We start from the raw sequence: 14,645 nt of genomic DNA, 5'->3' as shown, positions 1-14,645 counted from the left end.
GGAGAACCACGTGGCCCGGCGACCACTCCCTCGCATTCTGAGCAACGGCACCGACCGGATCGCTCGCAGCCGAGAGCTCGCGCGGACAGCCGCCGACAACGCCACCGACGTCCTCCAGCCGCTCATCACGATCAGCCGCGGAATGCGGCTGCTGGCCGCCGCCGGACGGCGCAAATGGGCCGCCACGCCGAAGGAACGACGTGGCCCCACGCTCTTCCTGGCGGCGGCCTGCGTGCTGGTGGTCGCTCTCGTCCCCTACGGGCCACTGCTCGGCCTGATCACGGCGATGGGAGTGGCGGGGTGGATGGGGCGGGAGCGTACGCCGGTGCGGACCGGGCCCGACGAGGCGGAGACGGCACGGCTGCAGGCACTCTACGAAGCGCTCGTGCCGTACTTCTCCGTACCGGAGGACCCGAGTCCGCTGTTCTCCCACGGCGGGGAGTGGGCGAAGACGTTCAGCGACCACGAGTTCGACGGCGCCGGCCGACTGAAACGGCTGCGGGTACGTTACCCGGCGTACTTCACCGACGGCGAGGCCGAGGCACGCGCCCGGATCGAGCAGCTGCTGCACGCGAAGTCGGGGCGTGGCCGCGAATACCTCTTCGACTGGGACGAGGAGAGCAACCACCTCGTGATGACCGTGCTGCCCGCACTCCCGACCGCGATCGCCGCCCAGCACTTCGTCACGGGTCCCGGGGAGACGGTGCTGGGCTTCACCGACCCCGCCGCCGTGAACCGGACCGTCCCGGTCGTCATCGGCGGCCAGACCAAGGACGCGGCGCCCGTGGTGTGGCGCACCGGGCCCAGGTCGACGGAGCCGCATCTGCTGGCCGTCGGCCATCCCGGCAGCGGTACGACCACGCTGCTGCGCTCGATCGCCCTCCAGGCGCTGTCCCACGGCAACGTGCTGATCGTGGAGGGCAGCGGGACCGGCGAGTACGCGTGTCTGACGGGGCGGACGGGCGTCCTGGCCGTCGAGTGCGGGCTCGCCGGGGCCCTGGCGAGCCTGGAGTGGGCGGCGCACGAGACGGAGCGGCGGCTCATCGCGGCGAACCGGGCCCGGCAGGCCGGGCATCCCGCGCCCGAGGACACGCGCCGGCCGCTGTGGATTCTCGTCGACCGGCCCAGCGTCTTCAGCCACCTCGCGGCGGCGGACGGGCGCACCGACCCGCAGCAGCTGCTGCAGGTGCCGTTGCGGCACGGACGGGCTGCGTCGGTGACGGTGGTGGTGGCCGACCAGTTCGACAGCCTGGAGTTCCTGTCCGAGACCGTACGGTCCCACACCCGCGCCCGGGCGATTCTCGGCCCCTGCACACGCGACCAGGTCGAGGCGGTGCTGGGCGTGCCGCCGCACACGACCCCGACCTCCGACGTGCCGCCTGGCCGCGGATACGCCCGCCTCGGCACCGCCACGGTGCTGCGGCTCCAGGTCCCGGCGACCCCGGACCCGTATGACGAGACCACGAGCGAGCCGCACCGCCACGCGGTTCTCGCGCTCCTCCCTGAACGCACCGCCCCGTCCGCCGAGGAGATCCCCGAGCCGGCTCCGGACCCCGCCCCCGCCCCCCACGCGACCGGAACCCCCGTCCCGGCGGAGGGCTGATCGGCCCCGTGCCGGTGGGGGTGCGCACAGGCCACCCGCGCGACGAGGAGACCCTGGCCTCCCCACGGTGGGTCGCCCGCCGTCGGGCGACCGCGGGCCGGTCGTGGGTGTGCCCGGCGTCCGGCATGCAGAGGCCGACCCGCCGCGCGTACCCCGCGTCGGGTCGCCCGCCGTCGGGCGACCGCGGGCCGGCACATGGGGACACGCACCCGGAATCCGGGCGGCACCACCCACCCCGGAGCCGAGGAGGGCCGTGCAAGGCCGCCCCGCAGGGGTCGACGGCACAATGCGGGGCAGTCAAGGCCCGGCAACCGACCGTGCGGCCTGGCCGCCGATCCCGGGGAGTCACGTCCGCAGACCCCAAAACCCGCACCCACGACTCCGGCCAGGCCTCGCAACCCGGGCGCGGCACGCGCTCCGGCCTGCCCGCCATGGCAGCCCGCACCGCGGGGGTGGCCGTCAGGCCACGAACGTCCTCGGCGCCTCCGTGCCCGTCGTCGCCCCCGTCTCCACCAGCCGCGCCGCCGCCGCGAGCCGCCCCGCCGCCTCGTCGGCGACGGGGCCGCCGACGGTGAAGGGGAGCCGGACGTAGCCCTCGAAGGCGCCGTCGACCCCGAAGCGCGGGCCCGAAGGAACCCGGACGCCCACGCGTTCGCCCACCTCCGCGAGGCGGGAGCCCGACAGGCCGCCGGCGCGGACCCAGAGGGTGAGGCCGCCGTCCGGGACGTCGAACTCCCAGCCGGGCAGCTCCCGGCGGACCGCCGCGACCAGCGCGTCGCGGTTCTCGCGGGCCTGGGCCCGGCGGATCGCGACCGCTTCCTCCCAGCCGCCGGTGCTCATCAGCCAGTTGACCGCCAACTGCTCGAGGACCGGGGTGCCGAGGTCGGCGTAGGCGCGGGCCGAGACCAGGGAGCGGATGACGTCCGGGGCGGCCCGCACCCAGCCGATACGCATGCCCGCCCAGAAGGCCTTGCTCGCGGAGCCGACCGTGATGACCGTCGAACCCGCCGCGTCGAAGGAGCAGACGGGCCGGGGCATCTCCAGGTCCGGTTCGAGGCAGAGCTCGGACATCGTCTCGTCGACGACGAGCACGGTCCCCGCCGACCGCGCGGCGTCCACGAGCGACCGCCGCTGGTCCTCGTCGGCCAGCGCGCCGGTGGGGTTGTGGAAGTCGGCGACGACGTACGCGAGACGGGGCGCCGCGTCGCGCAGGACCTGGCGCCAGCGCGGCAGGTCCCAGCCCGCCAGCCCCTCGGCCATGGCCACGGGAACGAGCCGGGCCCCGGCCTCCCGCATGAGCTGCAGGATGTTCGCGTACGACGGGGACTCGACCGCGATGCGCTCACCGCGCCCGGCGAAGAGATGGCAGATCGCGTCCATGGCGCCCATCGCGCCCGTGGTGACCATGATCTGCTCGGGCATCGTCGGGATGCCGCGCTCGGTGTAGCGGTCCGCGAGCATCTGCCGCAGGGCGGGCAGGCCCGCCGGGTAGTCGCCGTGGGTGTGGGCGTACGGCGGCAGCTCCTCCAGCGCGCCCTGGACACTGCGGGTCAGCCACGGCTCGGGGGCCGGCAGGGCCGCGCAGCCGAGGTCGATCATCGAGCCGAGCGATTCCGGTGGGAGGGGCTCGAGACCGCGCGCGGGCACGGGGTTCCCGGCGGGGACGGCGGTCCAGCTGCCCGCACCCCTGCGGGACTCGAGGAACCCTTCCGCGCGCAGGGCCTCGTACGCCGCCGCCACCGTCGTACGGCTCACGGCGAGGGACAGCGCGAGCTCGCGCTCGGCGGGCAGCCGTGCGGCGACCGGCACCCGGCCTTCGAGGACGAGGAGCCGGATGCCGTCGGCGAGCGCGCGGTAGGCGGGCGGCCTGCGCGTGCCGGGGCCTGCCGGGCGGGGCTGCTGCGCGTTGAGCTGGCGAGCGAGTTGCGCTGCTCCCACCGCTGAAGTCCACTGCGCCATGAAAGTCAGTCCACCTTCCTCGGATTGGCCATGGTTGACACTTCTTTCCCAGCCACAGAGTGGCACGCATCAGTCCACTCTCACCACTGGGGGGCAGAATCTTGTCCACGCTGTTCCGTCGGCTGCTGCAGCTCTATCTCGGCCTCGTGCTGTACGGCGTGAGCTCCGCCCTCCTCGTGCGGGGCGGGCTCGGGCTCGAACCGTGGGGTGTGCTGCACCAGGGCCTCGCCGAGCGGACGGGACTGACCATCGGCGTCGTCTCGATCATCGTCGGAGCCGTCGTTCTGCTCCTGTGGATCCCGATCCGCCAGAAGCCGGGACTCGGCACGATCTCCAACGTCTTCGTCATCGGCGTCGCGATGGACGGGACGCTCGCGCTCGTGCCGGAGGTGCACGGCCTCGCCGTGCAGATCCCGGTGATGGTCGCCGGGATCGTTCTCAACGGTGCGGCGACAGGCCTCTACATCTCCGCCCGCTTCGGCCCCGGCCCGCGTGACGGACTGATGACGGGCCTCCACCGGCTGACGGGCCGCTCGATCCGGCTGGTCCGCACCGCGATCGAGGTCGCGGTCGTGGCCACCGGATTCGTCCTCGGCGGATCGGTCGGCGTCGGCACCGTGGCGTACGCCCTGTCCATCGGCCCGCTCGCACACCTCTTCCTGCGCGTTTTCGCCATCCCGGCTGCGGACGAAGGAAGCCGGGTGGTCGCCGGGGCGTCACCGGAGCGAGCGATACTTCGAAGGTGACTCGCGTATCGCAGCCCCGGCATCCGTATCTCGACCACCCCACCCCCATACCGTTCGCGCACCGCGGCGGCACGGCCGACGGACTGGAGAACACTGCCGCCGCTTTCCGCCGCGCGGCGGCGACCGGCTACCGGTACTTCGAGACGGACGTGCACACCACCGCCGACGGAAAGCTGGTCGCCTTCCACGACTCGACGCTGGACCGGGTCACGGACGCCCGCGGCCGGATCGCGGACCTGCCGTGGAACGAGGTGAGCCGGGCCCGGGTCGCGGGCAAGGAGCCGCTTCCGCTCTTCGAGGAGCTCCTGGAGGAGTTCCCCGAGGCACGATGGAACGTGGACATCAAGGCCGAGGGCGCCCTCGAACCGCTCGTCGGCCTCGTGCGGCGCACGGCAGCCTGGGACCGGGTCTGTGTCGGCTCGTTCTCGGAGAGCCGGGTGTCGCGGGCGCACCGGCTGGCGGGCCCGCGGCTGGCGACCTCGTTCGGTGTGCGCGGGGTGCTGGGGCTGCGGCTGCGCTCCTTCGGCATTCCGGCGGCGGTGCGCGCGGGCGCGGTCTGCGCGCAGGTGCCCGAGTCGCAGAACGGCATCACGGTCGTGGACCGGCGGTTCGTGGCGGAGGCCCACGCCCGAGGGCTCCAGGTGCACGTGTGGACCGTGAACGACGCGGATCGGATGGCGCGCCTCCTGGACCTCGGAGTCGATGGCATCATGACCGATCATCTGGAGACGCTGCGCACGGTGCTGACCCACCGGGGAGTCTGGGTCTGAGCGGTCCGTTCCGGTCCGGTCGCCGCGCGTCTTCTCCACTTCTCCACGGGGAACGATCGAGGGGGCACCGCATGACCGCTGAGGCCGCGGACCGGACCGCAAGCACGGACGAGGGCGATCGCCGGCGCCAGCAACGCGGGTGGTACTTCTACGACTTCGCCTGCTCGGTCTATTCGACGAGCGTGCTCACGGTCTTCCTCGGCCCCTATCTGACGTCGGTCGCCAAGGCCGCGGCGGATGCGGAGGGCTTCGTCCATCCGCTCGGCGTCCCGGTGCGGGCCGGTTCCCTCTTCGCCTACGCGGTCTCCGTATCGGTGGTGCTGGCGGTGCTCGTGATGCCGCTCGTGGGTGCCGTCGCGGACCGTACGGGCCGGAAGAAGCCGATGCTCGCGGTCTGCGCGTACCTGGGGGCCGCCGCCACGGCGGGCATGTTCTTCCTCGACGGCGACCGCTATCTGCTGGGCGCTCTGCTGCTGATCGTCGCGAACGCGTCGCTGTCCGTGTCGATGGTCCTCTACAACGCCTACCTTCCGCAGATCGCCGAGCCCGACGAGCGGGACGCGGTGTCGTCGCGCGGCTGGGCCTTCGGCTACACGTCGGGCGCGTTCGTGCTCGTGCTCAATCTGGTGCTGTACACGGGACACGAGTCCTTCGGGCTGTCCGAGTCGGAGGCGGTGCGCATCTGCCTCGCGTCGGCCGGGGTGTGGTGGGGCGCCTTCACTCTCGTGCCGCTGCGGCGGCTGCGCGACCGGCGCATCGCGGAGGGCAAGGAGCTCCCGCCGGGCCAGGGCGCGGTCGGAGCGGGCTGGCGGCAGCTCGTGGCGACGCTGCGGGACATGCGGCGCTACCCGCTGACGTTGTCGTTCCTGCTCGCGTATCTCGTCTACAACGACGGTGTGCAGACCGTGATTTCGCAGGCCTCGATCTACGGGGCCGAGGAGCTGGATCTCGATCAGACCACGCTGATCACCGCGGTGCTGCTGGTGCAGGTGCTGGCGGTGGCGGGTGCGCTGGGCATGGGCCGGCTGGCGCGGTCGTACGGCGCGAAGCGGACGATCCTCGGCTCGCTCGCGGTGTGGTCGCTGATCCTGGGGGCCGGGTATTTCCTGCCGGCGCGGACGCCGGTGTGGTTCTACGCGCTCGCCGCCGCGATCGGGCTGGTGCTCGGCGGCAGCCAGGCGCTGTCGCGGTCACTGTTCTCGCATTTGGTGCCGCGCGGCAAGGAGGCCGAGTACTTCTCCGCGTACGAGATGAGCGACCGCGGGCTGAGCTGGCTCGGGCCGCTGGTGTTCGGTCTGACCTTCCAGATCACGGGAAGCTACCGGGATGCCATCATCTCGTTGGTGATCTTCTTCGGACTGGGATTCGTGCTGCTCGCGCGGGTTCCGGTGCGGCGTGCGGTGGCGGCTGCGGGCAACCCCGTTCCGAAACGGATTTAGACGTTGAAGTGAAAGGCCGCTAGTGTACGCCTTTGGCCTGCCAGGCGGACCGTTACTGCGTGCTGAAAACGTCAAAACGTTGGGTGACACTTTCTGCCAGATGTGACAAACCGGGCGCTGGTGGGTACAACAAGGGGCGGCACGACGGGCGACGACGCGTGACCCGAACGGGAATGCGCCGGGAATCTTTACCGCCGACCGGACGTTGACCGGATGACGACGACAGCGACACCTGTCCTGTGGGCGACAAGCCCGGGAGGCACGATTCATGAGTGAGCGAGCTCTTCGCGGCACGCGCCTCGTGGTGACCAGCTACGAGACCGACCGCGGCATCGATCTGGCCCCGCGCCAGGCGGTGGAGTACGCATGCCAGAACGGACATCGATTTGAGATGCCGTTCTCGGTAGAGGCGGAGATTCCGCCGGAGTGGGAGTGCAAGGCGTGCGGCGCCCAGGCACTCCTGGTGGACGGGGACGGCCCCGAGGAGAAGAAGGGCAAGCCTGCGCGTACGCACTGGGACATGCTCATGGAGCGGCGTACCCGCGAGGAGCTCGAGGAGGTGCTGGCCGAGCGGCTGGCGGTCCTGCGCTCCGGGGCCATGAACATCGCGGTGCACCCGCGCGACAGCCGGAAGTCCGCGTAAAGAGGCACCACCACATCCACAGCAGAAGAGCCGCGGGCTGCCGCACACGAATCGTGTGCCGCAGCCCGCGGCTCTTCTCGTCTCTGCATGTCTCTCGCCTCGGCGCATGTCTCTCACCTCGGCGACGCGGATCCGCCGACGGCGAGGACCCACCGACAGTGCGGCCCGTCCGGGTACAGGGACGGACCGCACACGCGGATCAGGAGGTCAGCGGAGGGCGCGGGCCCTCGTCCCGGCGGGGCGGTGTGGGCGGCACGTCCTCGCGGATGACCTCACCCTGCACGACCTTTCCGTCCGGACGGTGAATCCGGGCCTGCCGGAAGGCATCGCCGAGGGAACCGGGAGCGGCCTGCCGCATCCTGCGCTCCAGCGACTTCTCCGTGTACCGACCCAGAGCCGCACGGACCGGCGGAACGAGCAGCAGCAGGCCCGCGGCGTCGGAGATCAGTCCGGGCAGCATCAGCAGGAGTCCGCCCAGCATCAGGAAGCCGTTGCCGCTGCCCGTGCGGCCCTCGGAGGCCGTGGGCACGACGCCCGACTGCTGCTGCTGAAGGGTTTCGGTGAGGCTGCGGAAGGCGCGGCGTCCGGCCCGCTTGACGACCACGGCGCCGAGCACGCCGCCGCCCACGAGCAGGGCGAGCACGGTGACTCCGCCGGCCGCTCCCGCGACGACCGTCAGCAGCCAGATCTCCAGCACCAGCCAGACGGCGATGCCGAGCGGAAGGAAGGTACGAGCGCGTGAGCGCCTGGGGGCGGTCGGTGTCTGTACGCCGGTCGTCATGTCCCCAGTGTGCCTGGGTGCCCGCTCGAGTGGCGTAAAGACGGGATCAGGACGGTCGCTTGGCCGGGCCCCGGCCGAGGAGGCGGTTGGCGCGCGACCCGATGCCCCAGGCGGTGACCCGCCACAGCGCCTCGACGAGGATGTCCCTGCTCATCTTGGAGTCGCCGCGCTCACGCTCGACGAACGTGATCGGGACCTCCACGACATGGAAGCCGGCGCCCACGGCGCGGCGGGCGAGGTCGACCTGGAAGCAGTATCCGGCGGAGGCCACGTCCTCCAGGCCGAGGCCTTCCAGGGTCTCCTTGCGGAAGGCTCGGAAGCCGCCGGTGACATCGCGGATCGGGACGTCGAGGAGCACACGGGAGTAGAGGCTGCCGCCGCGGGAGATGTACTCACGGGACTTGGGCCAGTTGACGATCCGGCCGCCGGGGACCCAGCGTGAGCCGAGGACGAGGTCGGCGCCCTTCAGCGCGGTGAGCAGCCGGGGCAGCTCCTCGGGCTGGTGGGAGCCGTCGGCGTCCATCTCGACGAGGACGCCGTAGCCGTGCTCGATGCCCCAGCGGAAGCCCGCGAGGTACGCGGCGCCGAGCCCTTCCTTGCCCTTGCGGTGCAGGACGTGCACCTGGGCGTCGTCACCGGCGAGCTCGTCGGCGATCTTGCCGGTGCCGTCGGGGCTGTTGTCGTCGGCGACCAGGATGTCGGCCTCCGGCACCGCGGCACGGACCCGCGAGACGATCGGCTCGATGTTCTCCGCCTCGTTGTAGGTCGGGATGATCACCAAGGCTCTGCCGAGCGGGCCGTACCGCCTCTGACCACCGTCGTTCACTGCTGCCCCTAACGTCCGTACGCAGGGGACCCACCATAGCGAGCGCCGGTGACGTCGCCACGTCGGCACGGAAGAACGGGAGAACGGATCGGGACCCGGCGTCCTTCGGGCCGGCCTGGGACCCGCCGGCTGCGGGTCGACCGAGTGCCGTTGTCTACTGAACGCCGGGCCCCACCCGGGTCGCACCTTCCCCCGAGCTCCTGCGGAGCAGGGAGGACTCCCACCGGCCGAAACCCTCCCTCGCCCCCGAGGCGCTGGCGCTGAACCTGGCTCCCAGCGGTGGTGCGCCGGTGCGGCGCACCACCCCATGACCCAGCGGCGTTCGACGACTGCGTGGAGGTTCGACCGGTCGGACGTCCTGTGGTGGACTCGCCGAACCTACCGGCCCTCGGCAGCGGTCTGTCAACAGTCGTGCGATCTGCGGCGATTGACCGAATCGGCTGGTCAGCGACGAAGATCCGCAGGTCGCGAACGAACCGTCGGCGCGTCGATCGGCGGTACGAAATATCCCGATGTCACTCGTTCGGTCGTACGTAGACCGTTTGTCCGAAGACCACGGTTCGCAGGCACACCGGGAGGGCCGTACCCGGGGTGAGATCGGGCAGGCCAGGGGTGCCGGAACGGGGGTCGGTGGACCAGCGGGCGACCCGGTCGTCGGGGGCCTGGACGACGAGTTCGCCGGTGCGCCAGATCGCGTAGTCGGCGGGCGCTCCCGGCACAAGGGTGCCCGCGTCGTCCCGCCCGATCGCCCGCCAGCCGCCCCGGGTGTGGGCGGTGAACGCGGCGCGCACGGAGATCCGGTGCTCGGGCGTGCGATGGAAGGCGGCGGCGCGGACCGTGCCCCAGGGGTCGAGCGGGGTCACCGGGCTGTCCGAGCCGAAGGCCAGCGGGACACCGGCACGCAGCAGCGCGGCATACGGGTTGAGCGTGCGGGCACGCTCAACCCCGAGGCGCTGGGCGTACATCCCCGTGTCACCGCCCCAGGCCGCGTCGAAGGCGGGCTGCACGGACGCGGTGAGCCCGTACTCGGCAAACGCGGCGACGGTCTCCGGGGTGAGCATCTCGGCGTGCTCGACGCGGTGCCTCCCGGCCCGGATGCGGGCGAGGCCCAGGGCCGACGCGGCCGCCCGCATGCCCTCGACGACGTTGCCGATCGCGTGGTCGCCGATGGCGTGGAAGCCGGCCTGCAGCCCGGCCTCGGTGCAGGCCGTGACATGGGCGGCCACGGCCGCCGCGTCGAGGTGGGCGACTCCGGAGTGCGGAGCGTCGGCATAGGGCTCGTGGAGGCAGGCCGTGTGCGAGCCCAGCGAACCGTCGGCGAAGAGGTCACCGGCCGCGCCGAAGGCGCCGAGGGCGCGCGCCCGTTCCACGTCCGTGTCGGCCCAGTACCCGACGACGCGCGGACCCGGCTCGTCGGAGGCCGCCTTGAGGAGGCCGACGAAATCGTCCTCGGACGAGATGTCCGGCCCGGCGCACTCGTGAACGGTGCCGATGCCCAGGGATGCGGCGTGCCGGAGCGCGGCCCGCTGGGCGGCGGCCCGCTGCTCGGGAGAGACAGCGGCGTACGCGGCGGAGCGCACGGCGTGGTGGGCGTCTCCGGTCAGCGGCTCACCGTCGCGGAACCCGGACATGCCCCGGACGCCCGGCACCAGGTCCAGCAGAGCGGTCGTGACGACGGCGGAGTGGACGTCGACACGGGTGAGATAGAGCGGGCGGCCGCCGGTCAGCTCGTCGAGCTCGTCGCGACGGGGCGGCCGCCGCTCGGGCCAGCGGGAGGCGTCCCAGCCGTGCCCGATGAGGATGCGGTCGGCGGGCCGGGCCGCGGCGTGGGCGGCGATGCGGTCCGCCGCCTCGACGAGCGAGGCGGCCCCGGACAGATCGAGGCCGGTGAGCGCGAGCCCGGTGGCGGTGGTGTGCACGTGCGCGTCCACGAACGCGGGGGTGACCAGGGCGCCTTCCAGGTCGACGACCTCGTCGACACCGGATGCGAAGGCGTCCGCCGCCCCCTCGGATCCCACCCAGGCGATGTGCCCGCGCTCCACGACCATGGCGGTCGCGAACGGATCGGCGGGGCTGTGTACCTCACCGCCGCGCAGCAGCACGGTGCGGTGGTCGGCGGGGGGTGCGCTCTCACTCATGGGGAACAGCCTAGATTCGCGGCGGCCGTGCCTCGTACGGGGTGGAGAGCACCACGGTCGTCCGGGTGGACACGCCTGCCAGCGAGCGGATCTGCCCGAGCAGCTCCTCCAGCTCCAGCGGAGTGGCCACACGGACCTTGAGGATGTAGTTCTCGTCGCCGGCGACACTGTGGCAGGCCTCGATCTCGGGCACGCCGGCGAGCCGGTCGGCGATGTCGTCCGGGGCGCTGGGGTCGAAGGGTTTCACCGAAATGAACGCCGTGAGAGGCAGACCGACCTCTTCCGGGTCCACGACGGCCGCGTACCCGCGGATGACGCCGCGCTGCTCGAGTCGACGGACGCGCTGATGCACCGCCGAGGTGGACAGGCCCGTGGCCTTGCCCAGGTCCGTGTAGCTCATGCGCCCGTCCTTGACGAGCAACTCGACGATCTGACGATCCAGCTCCTCCATGCGGATCAACCTATTGCCCCAGGTCGCCTCCGGCACAGTCGGGTGCACGGCCGGACGGGGTCGTGGACCGGCACCTGCGGCGGGCATGTGACGAACGCCACAGACCCAGGAGCGGGTCGTTCGAGACCTCACGGTTACCTGCCGGGCCCGGAGGGAAGTGCTTGGTGTGGTCGAGGCCGCAAGAGCCTGGTCGGCCCACCCGAGGGGGAGAATCTCCATGCAGAGTGTGAAGCGCACCGGACGTACCGAACCGGAGCCTCTTGAATCCGTCGCGTCCCCGGAGGAAGACGAGTTCGACACCTACGACACCTTCGAGATGTACCGGGTGATCTGCCCGGACTGCGCGCAGCCGATCGCGCTGCTCGCCGACGAGGACGCGCTGCCCGAGCACGCGCTGTGCCCCACGCCGTGGAACCCGTTCGTGCTGTCGGTGTGTGCCGGGACCGGGCGGCCGGCCGCGGACGCGCGGCCCGCCGACGAATCGCTGGAGGTCCAGGAGCAGGACACCGCGCTCCTGTTGACGCTCCCGCAGGGGCTCGACTGGCGGACGCAGCCCTTCTCGCACGTCGGCGGTCCGGGCTCGCGCCCCATCAAGGTGCCCCGGATGCGGCGGGCGGCCTGAGCTACCAGTCGTACGTTCCGTGCACCATGGCGGCGAGGCTGTCGTGGTGCAGGATCATCCGGTCCGGGTTCTCGGGCACCTCCACCTCCTTGAAGTACACCTGGCGGTAGGCCACGCGCAGCATCACAATGGCGTGCCGCAGGGCCGCGTAGAGGGTGTAGAAGTCCATGTCGCGCGGTGTGTGGCCGGTCAGTTCGGCATAGCGCCGCTCGATGCGGTCGCGGCGCAGGAACTCCGGCAGTCCCGCCTGCCCGAAGCAGACCGTCAGGTCCTGGAAGAAGCGGTGCAGGTAGACGGTCCAGCCGAGGTCGACCTCGCGCGGGGCGAGCGCGGCCATCTCCCAGTCCAGCACGGCGGCGGGCGTGAAGCCGTCGTAGACGATGTTGCCGATCCGGGCGTCGCCCCAGTTCTGCACGGCGGGGCCCTCGTCGGCGGGCCACCGTGCCTCCAGCCGGTCGAAGGCGCGCTCGATGAGCGATGAGCGCGGCAGCCCGTCCACGACCCAGGCGTAGTACTCGCGTTGTGCGTCGACGTGGCGTCTCAGCGCACCTGCACCGGCGCCCGCGACCGGGTACTGATCGTGGTCCGACCGACAGCCGCATCCGGTCGTCGCCGAGCGCGTCGGACGCGCGTACGGCGTGCAGCCGGTCGCCGGTGCGCAGGGTGGCGTACGCGTCGATGATCCCGGTGTTGGGATAGACGCCCAGGCCGGCGACGAGCAGCGCGCGGCCCTCGTGGTCGAGGACGTGGAAGATGCAACGGTCGTAGGCGTTGCGGTCGCCCGTGACGACGTGCTTCATCGAGAGCGGCGCCTGGTGGATCGGGTACTCGTCGAGCGCGATCGGACGGTCCTCGGACACGGCGGCCTCCTGGCCGGCAGGAGAATTGACGGTACGTCAGAGAACTGCCGAGGGCCATACTCGTGTCACCGCCGCCGGAGGGCGCGAGCGCGCTCGGCCCGGATCGGCCCGAGGCCGGTCCGCAGCCGGTCCGTGGGAGCTCCGCGGGAGCTCCGGCAGTGCTCGGAGACCGCCAGGGGCGCCCCGGAACACGTCAGGGACGGCCTCGGGGCCCCTTCCGATCCCCTTCGGGTCCACCCCAACCCGCTTTGCCCCCTGACGGTTACGGCACGAACTGGCGCCCGAATCGGCGTGACGGTGACCCCGCGCGGCCGACGCACGTTTTGACGGTCATGACGCCGCAGTACCCCCTGGGCGGCCCGAGCCGCCGGCGCCTGACGACACCACGTCAGGAAGAATCGGTTCCGCACTCCGCGGATCCGCCCATCTACCGCGATCTGATGCGCCACTGGGCGAGCGCGGGCCGGACCCTGCCGGGCCGCCGCGACCAGGAGTGGAACAGGCTCACGGCGGCGCCGGCATGGACGCAGCGGACCGGATGGGTCAGCGGGACTCTGGCCCAGCGAGGTGACGGGCGATGACCATGCGCTGGATCTGATTGGTGCCCTCGACGATCTGGAGCACCTTGGCCTCGCGCATGAGCCGCTCGACCGGGAAATCCGCGGTGTAGCCGTATCCGCCGAGAATCTGCACCGCGTCCGTGGTCACCTGCATCGCGGCGTCCGTGCAGAACAGCTTGGCCATGGCGGCCTGCCGGGAGAACGGCCGGCCCGCGTCGCGCAGCCGGGCGGCGGCGAGATACAGCGACCGGCCGGCCTCGACCTTCGTCGCCATGTCGGCGATCATGAAGCGCAGCCCCTGGAAGTCCGCGATGGGGCGGCCGAACTGCTGCCTGCCGGTGGCGTACGCCACCGCCTCGTCGAGCGCCGCCTGGGCGACGCCGATGGCGCAGGCGGCGATGCCGAGGCGCCCCGAGTCCAGTGCCGCGAGCGCGATCGCGAAGCCCTGCCCCTCCTCGCCGATGCGGCGCGAGTCCGGGACGCGTACGCCGTCGAAGTGCAGCTGGGCCGTGGGCGAGCCCTTCATACCCATCTTCTTCTCGGGCGGGGCGGCGCTCAGGCCCTCCGCGTCACCGGGCACCAGGTACGCCGTGATGCCCCGCGCGCCCTCGCCGCCCGAGCGGGCGAGGACGGTGTAGAAGTCGGCGACCCCGCCGTGCGTGATCCAGGCCTTGGTGCCGGTGAGGACCCAGTCGTCACCGTCGCGCACCGCCTTGGTGCGCAGGGATGCGGCGTCCGAGCCGGAGGCCGGCTCGGAGAGGCAGTAGGCGCCCAGCAGTCCGCCGCCGAGCATCGCGGGAAGGTACTCGCTCTGCTGCTCCTTGGTGCCGTAGTCGGCCACGGCGTGGCAGGCGAGGGAGTGGACACTGACGCCGAGTCCGACCGTGAGGCGGGCGGCGGCGAGCTCCTCGAGTACCTGGAGGTACACCTCGTACGGCTGGTCACCTCCGCCGTACGCGGAGTCGTACGGCAGGCCGAGCAGACCGGAGTCGGAGAGCAGCGAGAACGTATCGCGCGGGAAACGGCCCGCGTCCTCCTCCTCGGCCGCGCGGGGCGCGATCTCCCGTTGGGTGATCTCTCGGACCAGGGCGATGAGGTCCCTGGACTCCTCGGTGGGCAGCGTGCGGTCCACCGGCTGCGGGGCGCGGTCGGGCATTTCGGCGCTCTCCTCCCTGTCGGGCGCTGCGGCGGTCGCGCGCGAAGGGTTGGGCGGCGCCGCCGGATGTCACTTGTGCGCCGATGCTGCC

The 14,645-nt window shown here is 72.0% G+C and carries 12 protein-coding genes and 2 pseudogenes; 6 read left to right on the top strand and 8 right to left on the bottom strand.

Translation table 11 applies throughout. The annotated features are described in order from the left end of the window. The first annotated feature begins 10 nt into the window (after positions 1 to 10). A complete protein-coding gene (locus tag ABT078_RS06305) occupies positions 11 to 1,603 on the top strand; it encodes a hypothetical protein (protein ID WP_351224351.1) in 1,593 nt (530 codons plus the stop codon). A 459-nt stretch (positions 1,604 to 2,062) separates the two neighbouring features. On the opposite strand, the gene ABT078_RS06300 is transcribed toward ABT078_RS06305, so the two are convergent. Then, complete coding sequence (locus ABT078_RS06300) at positions 2,063 to 3,562, bottom strand: SCO1417 family PLP biosynthesis transcription factor (RefSeq protein ID WP_351224349.1); 1,500 nt, start codon at positions 3,560 to 3,562, stop codon at positions 2,063 to 2,065. A 68-nt stretch (positions 3,563 to 3,630) separates the two neighbouring features. On the opposite strand from ABT078_RS06300, the gene yczE reads away from it, so the two are divergent. From yczE to ABT078_RS06280, 4 genes are all read left to right on the top strand, one after another. After that, entirely contained in the window at positions 3,631 to 4,308 is a 678-nt protein-coding gene (gene yczE, locus ABT078_RS06295) for a membrane protein YczE (protein WP_351224426.1), read from the top strand. After that, positions 4,305 to 5,078, top strand: coding sequence for a glycerophosphodiester phosphodiesterase family protein (locus tag ABT078_RS06290; RefSeq protein WP_351224347.1), 774 nt, complete (start codon positions 4,305 to 4,307; stop codon positions 5,076 to 5,078). Before yczE ends, ABT078_RS06290 begins: the two co-directional genes overlap by 4 nt. Before the next feature lie 71 nt (positions 5,079 to 5,149). Beyond that, positions 5,150 to 6,517 carry an MFS transporter gene (locus tag ABT078_RS06285; RefSeq protein ID WP_351224345.1) on the top strand — a complete coding sequence of 456 codons (1,368 nt, stop codon included), beginning with the start codon at positions 5,150 to 5,152 and terminating at the stop codon, positions 6,515 to 6,517. Between the two features lie 268 nt (positions 6,518 to 6,785). Next, a complete protein-coding gene (locus ABT078_RS06280; RefSeq protein ID WP_003959706.1) occupies positions 6,786 to 7,160 on the top strand; it encodes an RNA polymerase-binding protein RbpA in 375 nt (124 codons plus the stop codon). 199 nt (positions 7,161 to 7,359) lie between these two features. Here ABT078_RS06280 and fxsA read toward each other — a convergent pair whose 3' ends face one another. The 4 genes from fxsA to ABT078_RS06260 all read right to left on the bottom strand — a co-directional run bounded on the left by fxsA (position 7,360) and on the right by ABT078_RS06260 (position 11,356). Then, positions 7,360 to 7,941 carry an FxsA family membrane protein gene (gene fxsA / locus ABT078_RS06275; protein WP_351224343.1) on the bottom strand — a complete coding sequence of 194 codons (582 nt, stop codon included), beginning with the start codon at positions 7,939 to 7,941 and terminating at the stop codon, positions 7,360 to 7,362. Between the two features lie 46 nt (positions 7,942 to 7,987). Beyond that, positions 7,988 to 8,767 (bottom strand): polyprenol monophosphomannose synthase, encoded by a 780-nt coding sequence (locus ABT078_RS06270; protein ID WP_351224341.1) that lies wholly within the window; start codon positions 8,765 to 8,767, stop codon positions 7,988 to 7,990. A 515-nt stretch (positions 8,768 to 9,282) separates the two neighbouring features. Beyond that, a complete protein-coding gene (locus tag ABT078_RS06265) occupies positions 9,283 to 10,905 on the bottom strand; it encodes an amidohydrolase (RefSeq protein WP_351224339.1) in 1,623 nt (540 codons plus the stop codon). A gap of 10 nt (positions 10,906 to 10,915) precedes the next feature. Then, positions 10,916 to 11,356, bottom strand: a complete 441-nt coding sequence (locus ABT078_RS06260; protein WP_351224337.1) for an Lrp/AsnC family transcriptional regulator — start codon at positions 11,354 to 11,356, stop codon at positions 10,916 to 10,918. Between the two features lie 217 nt (positions 11,357 to 11,573). Between ABT078_RS06260 and ABT078_RS06255 the strand changes: the two genes are divergently transcribed. Further along, complete coding sequence (locus ABT078_RS06255; protein WP_351224335.1) at positions 11,574 to 11,978, top strand: hypothetical protein; 405 nt, start codon at positions 11,574 to 11,576, stop codon at positions 11,976 to 11,978. Between the two features lies 1 nt (position 11,979). Here the strand turns inward: ABT078_RS06255 and ABT078_RS06250 are convergent. The 3 genes and pseudogenes from ABT078_RS06250 to ABT078_RS06240 form a co-directional block, all read right to left on the bottom strand. Beyond that, positions 11,980 to 12,561, bottom strand: a pseudogene (locus tag ABT078_RS06250) (phosphotransferase); the annotation flags it as partial. Further along, a pseudogene (locus ABT078_RS06245) lies at positions 12,524 to 12,838 on the bottom strand (Rv3169 family protein); the annotation flags it as partial. The pseudogenes ABT078_RS06250 and ABT078_RS06245, both read right to left, overlap by 38 nt. A 543-nt stretch (positions 12,839 to 13,381) precedes the next feature. Then, on the bottom strand, positions 13,382 to 14,554 hold the full coding sequence (locus tag ABT078_RS06240; protein WP_351224333.1) for an acyl-CoA dehydrogenase family protein: 1,173 nt from the start codon (positions 14,552 to 14,554) through the stop codon (positions 13,382 to 13,384). Between the last annotated feature and the right edge of the window lie 91 nt (positions 14,555 to 14,645).

Origin of the sequence: Streptomyces sp. NPDC002133 (assembly GCF_040296405.1) — a bacterium.
Classification (GTDB): domain Bacteria; phylum Actinomycetota; class Actinomycetes; order Streptomycetales; family Streptomycetaceae; genus Streptomyces.
Note: the sequence above shows the minus strand (reverse complement) of the source record. Positions and strands in the feature narration are given on the sequence as shown.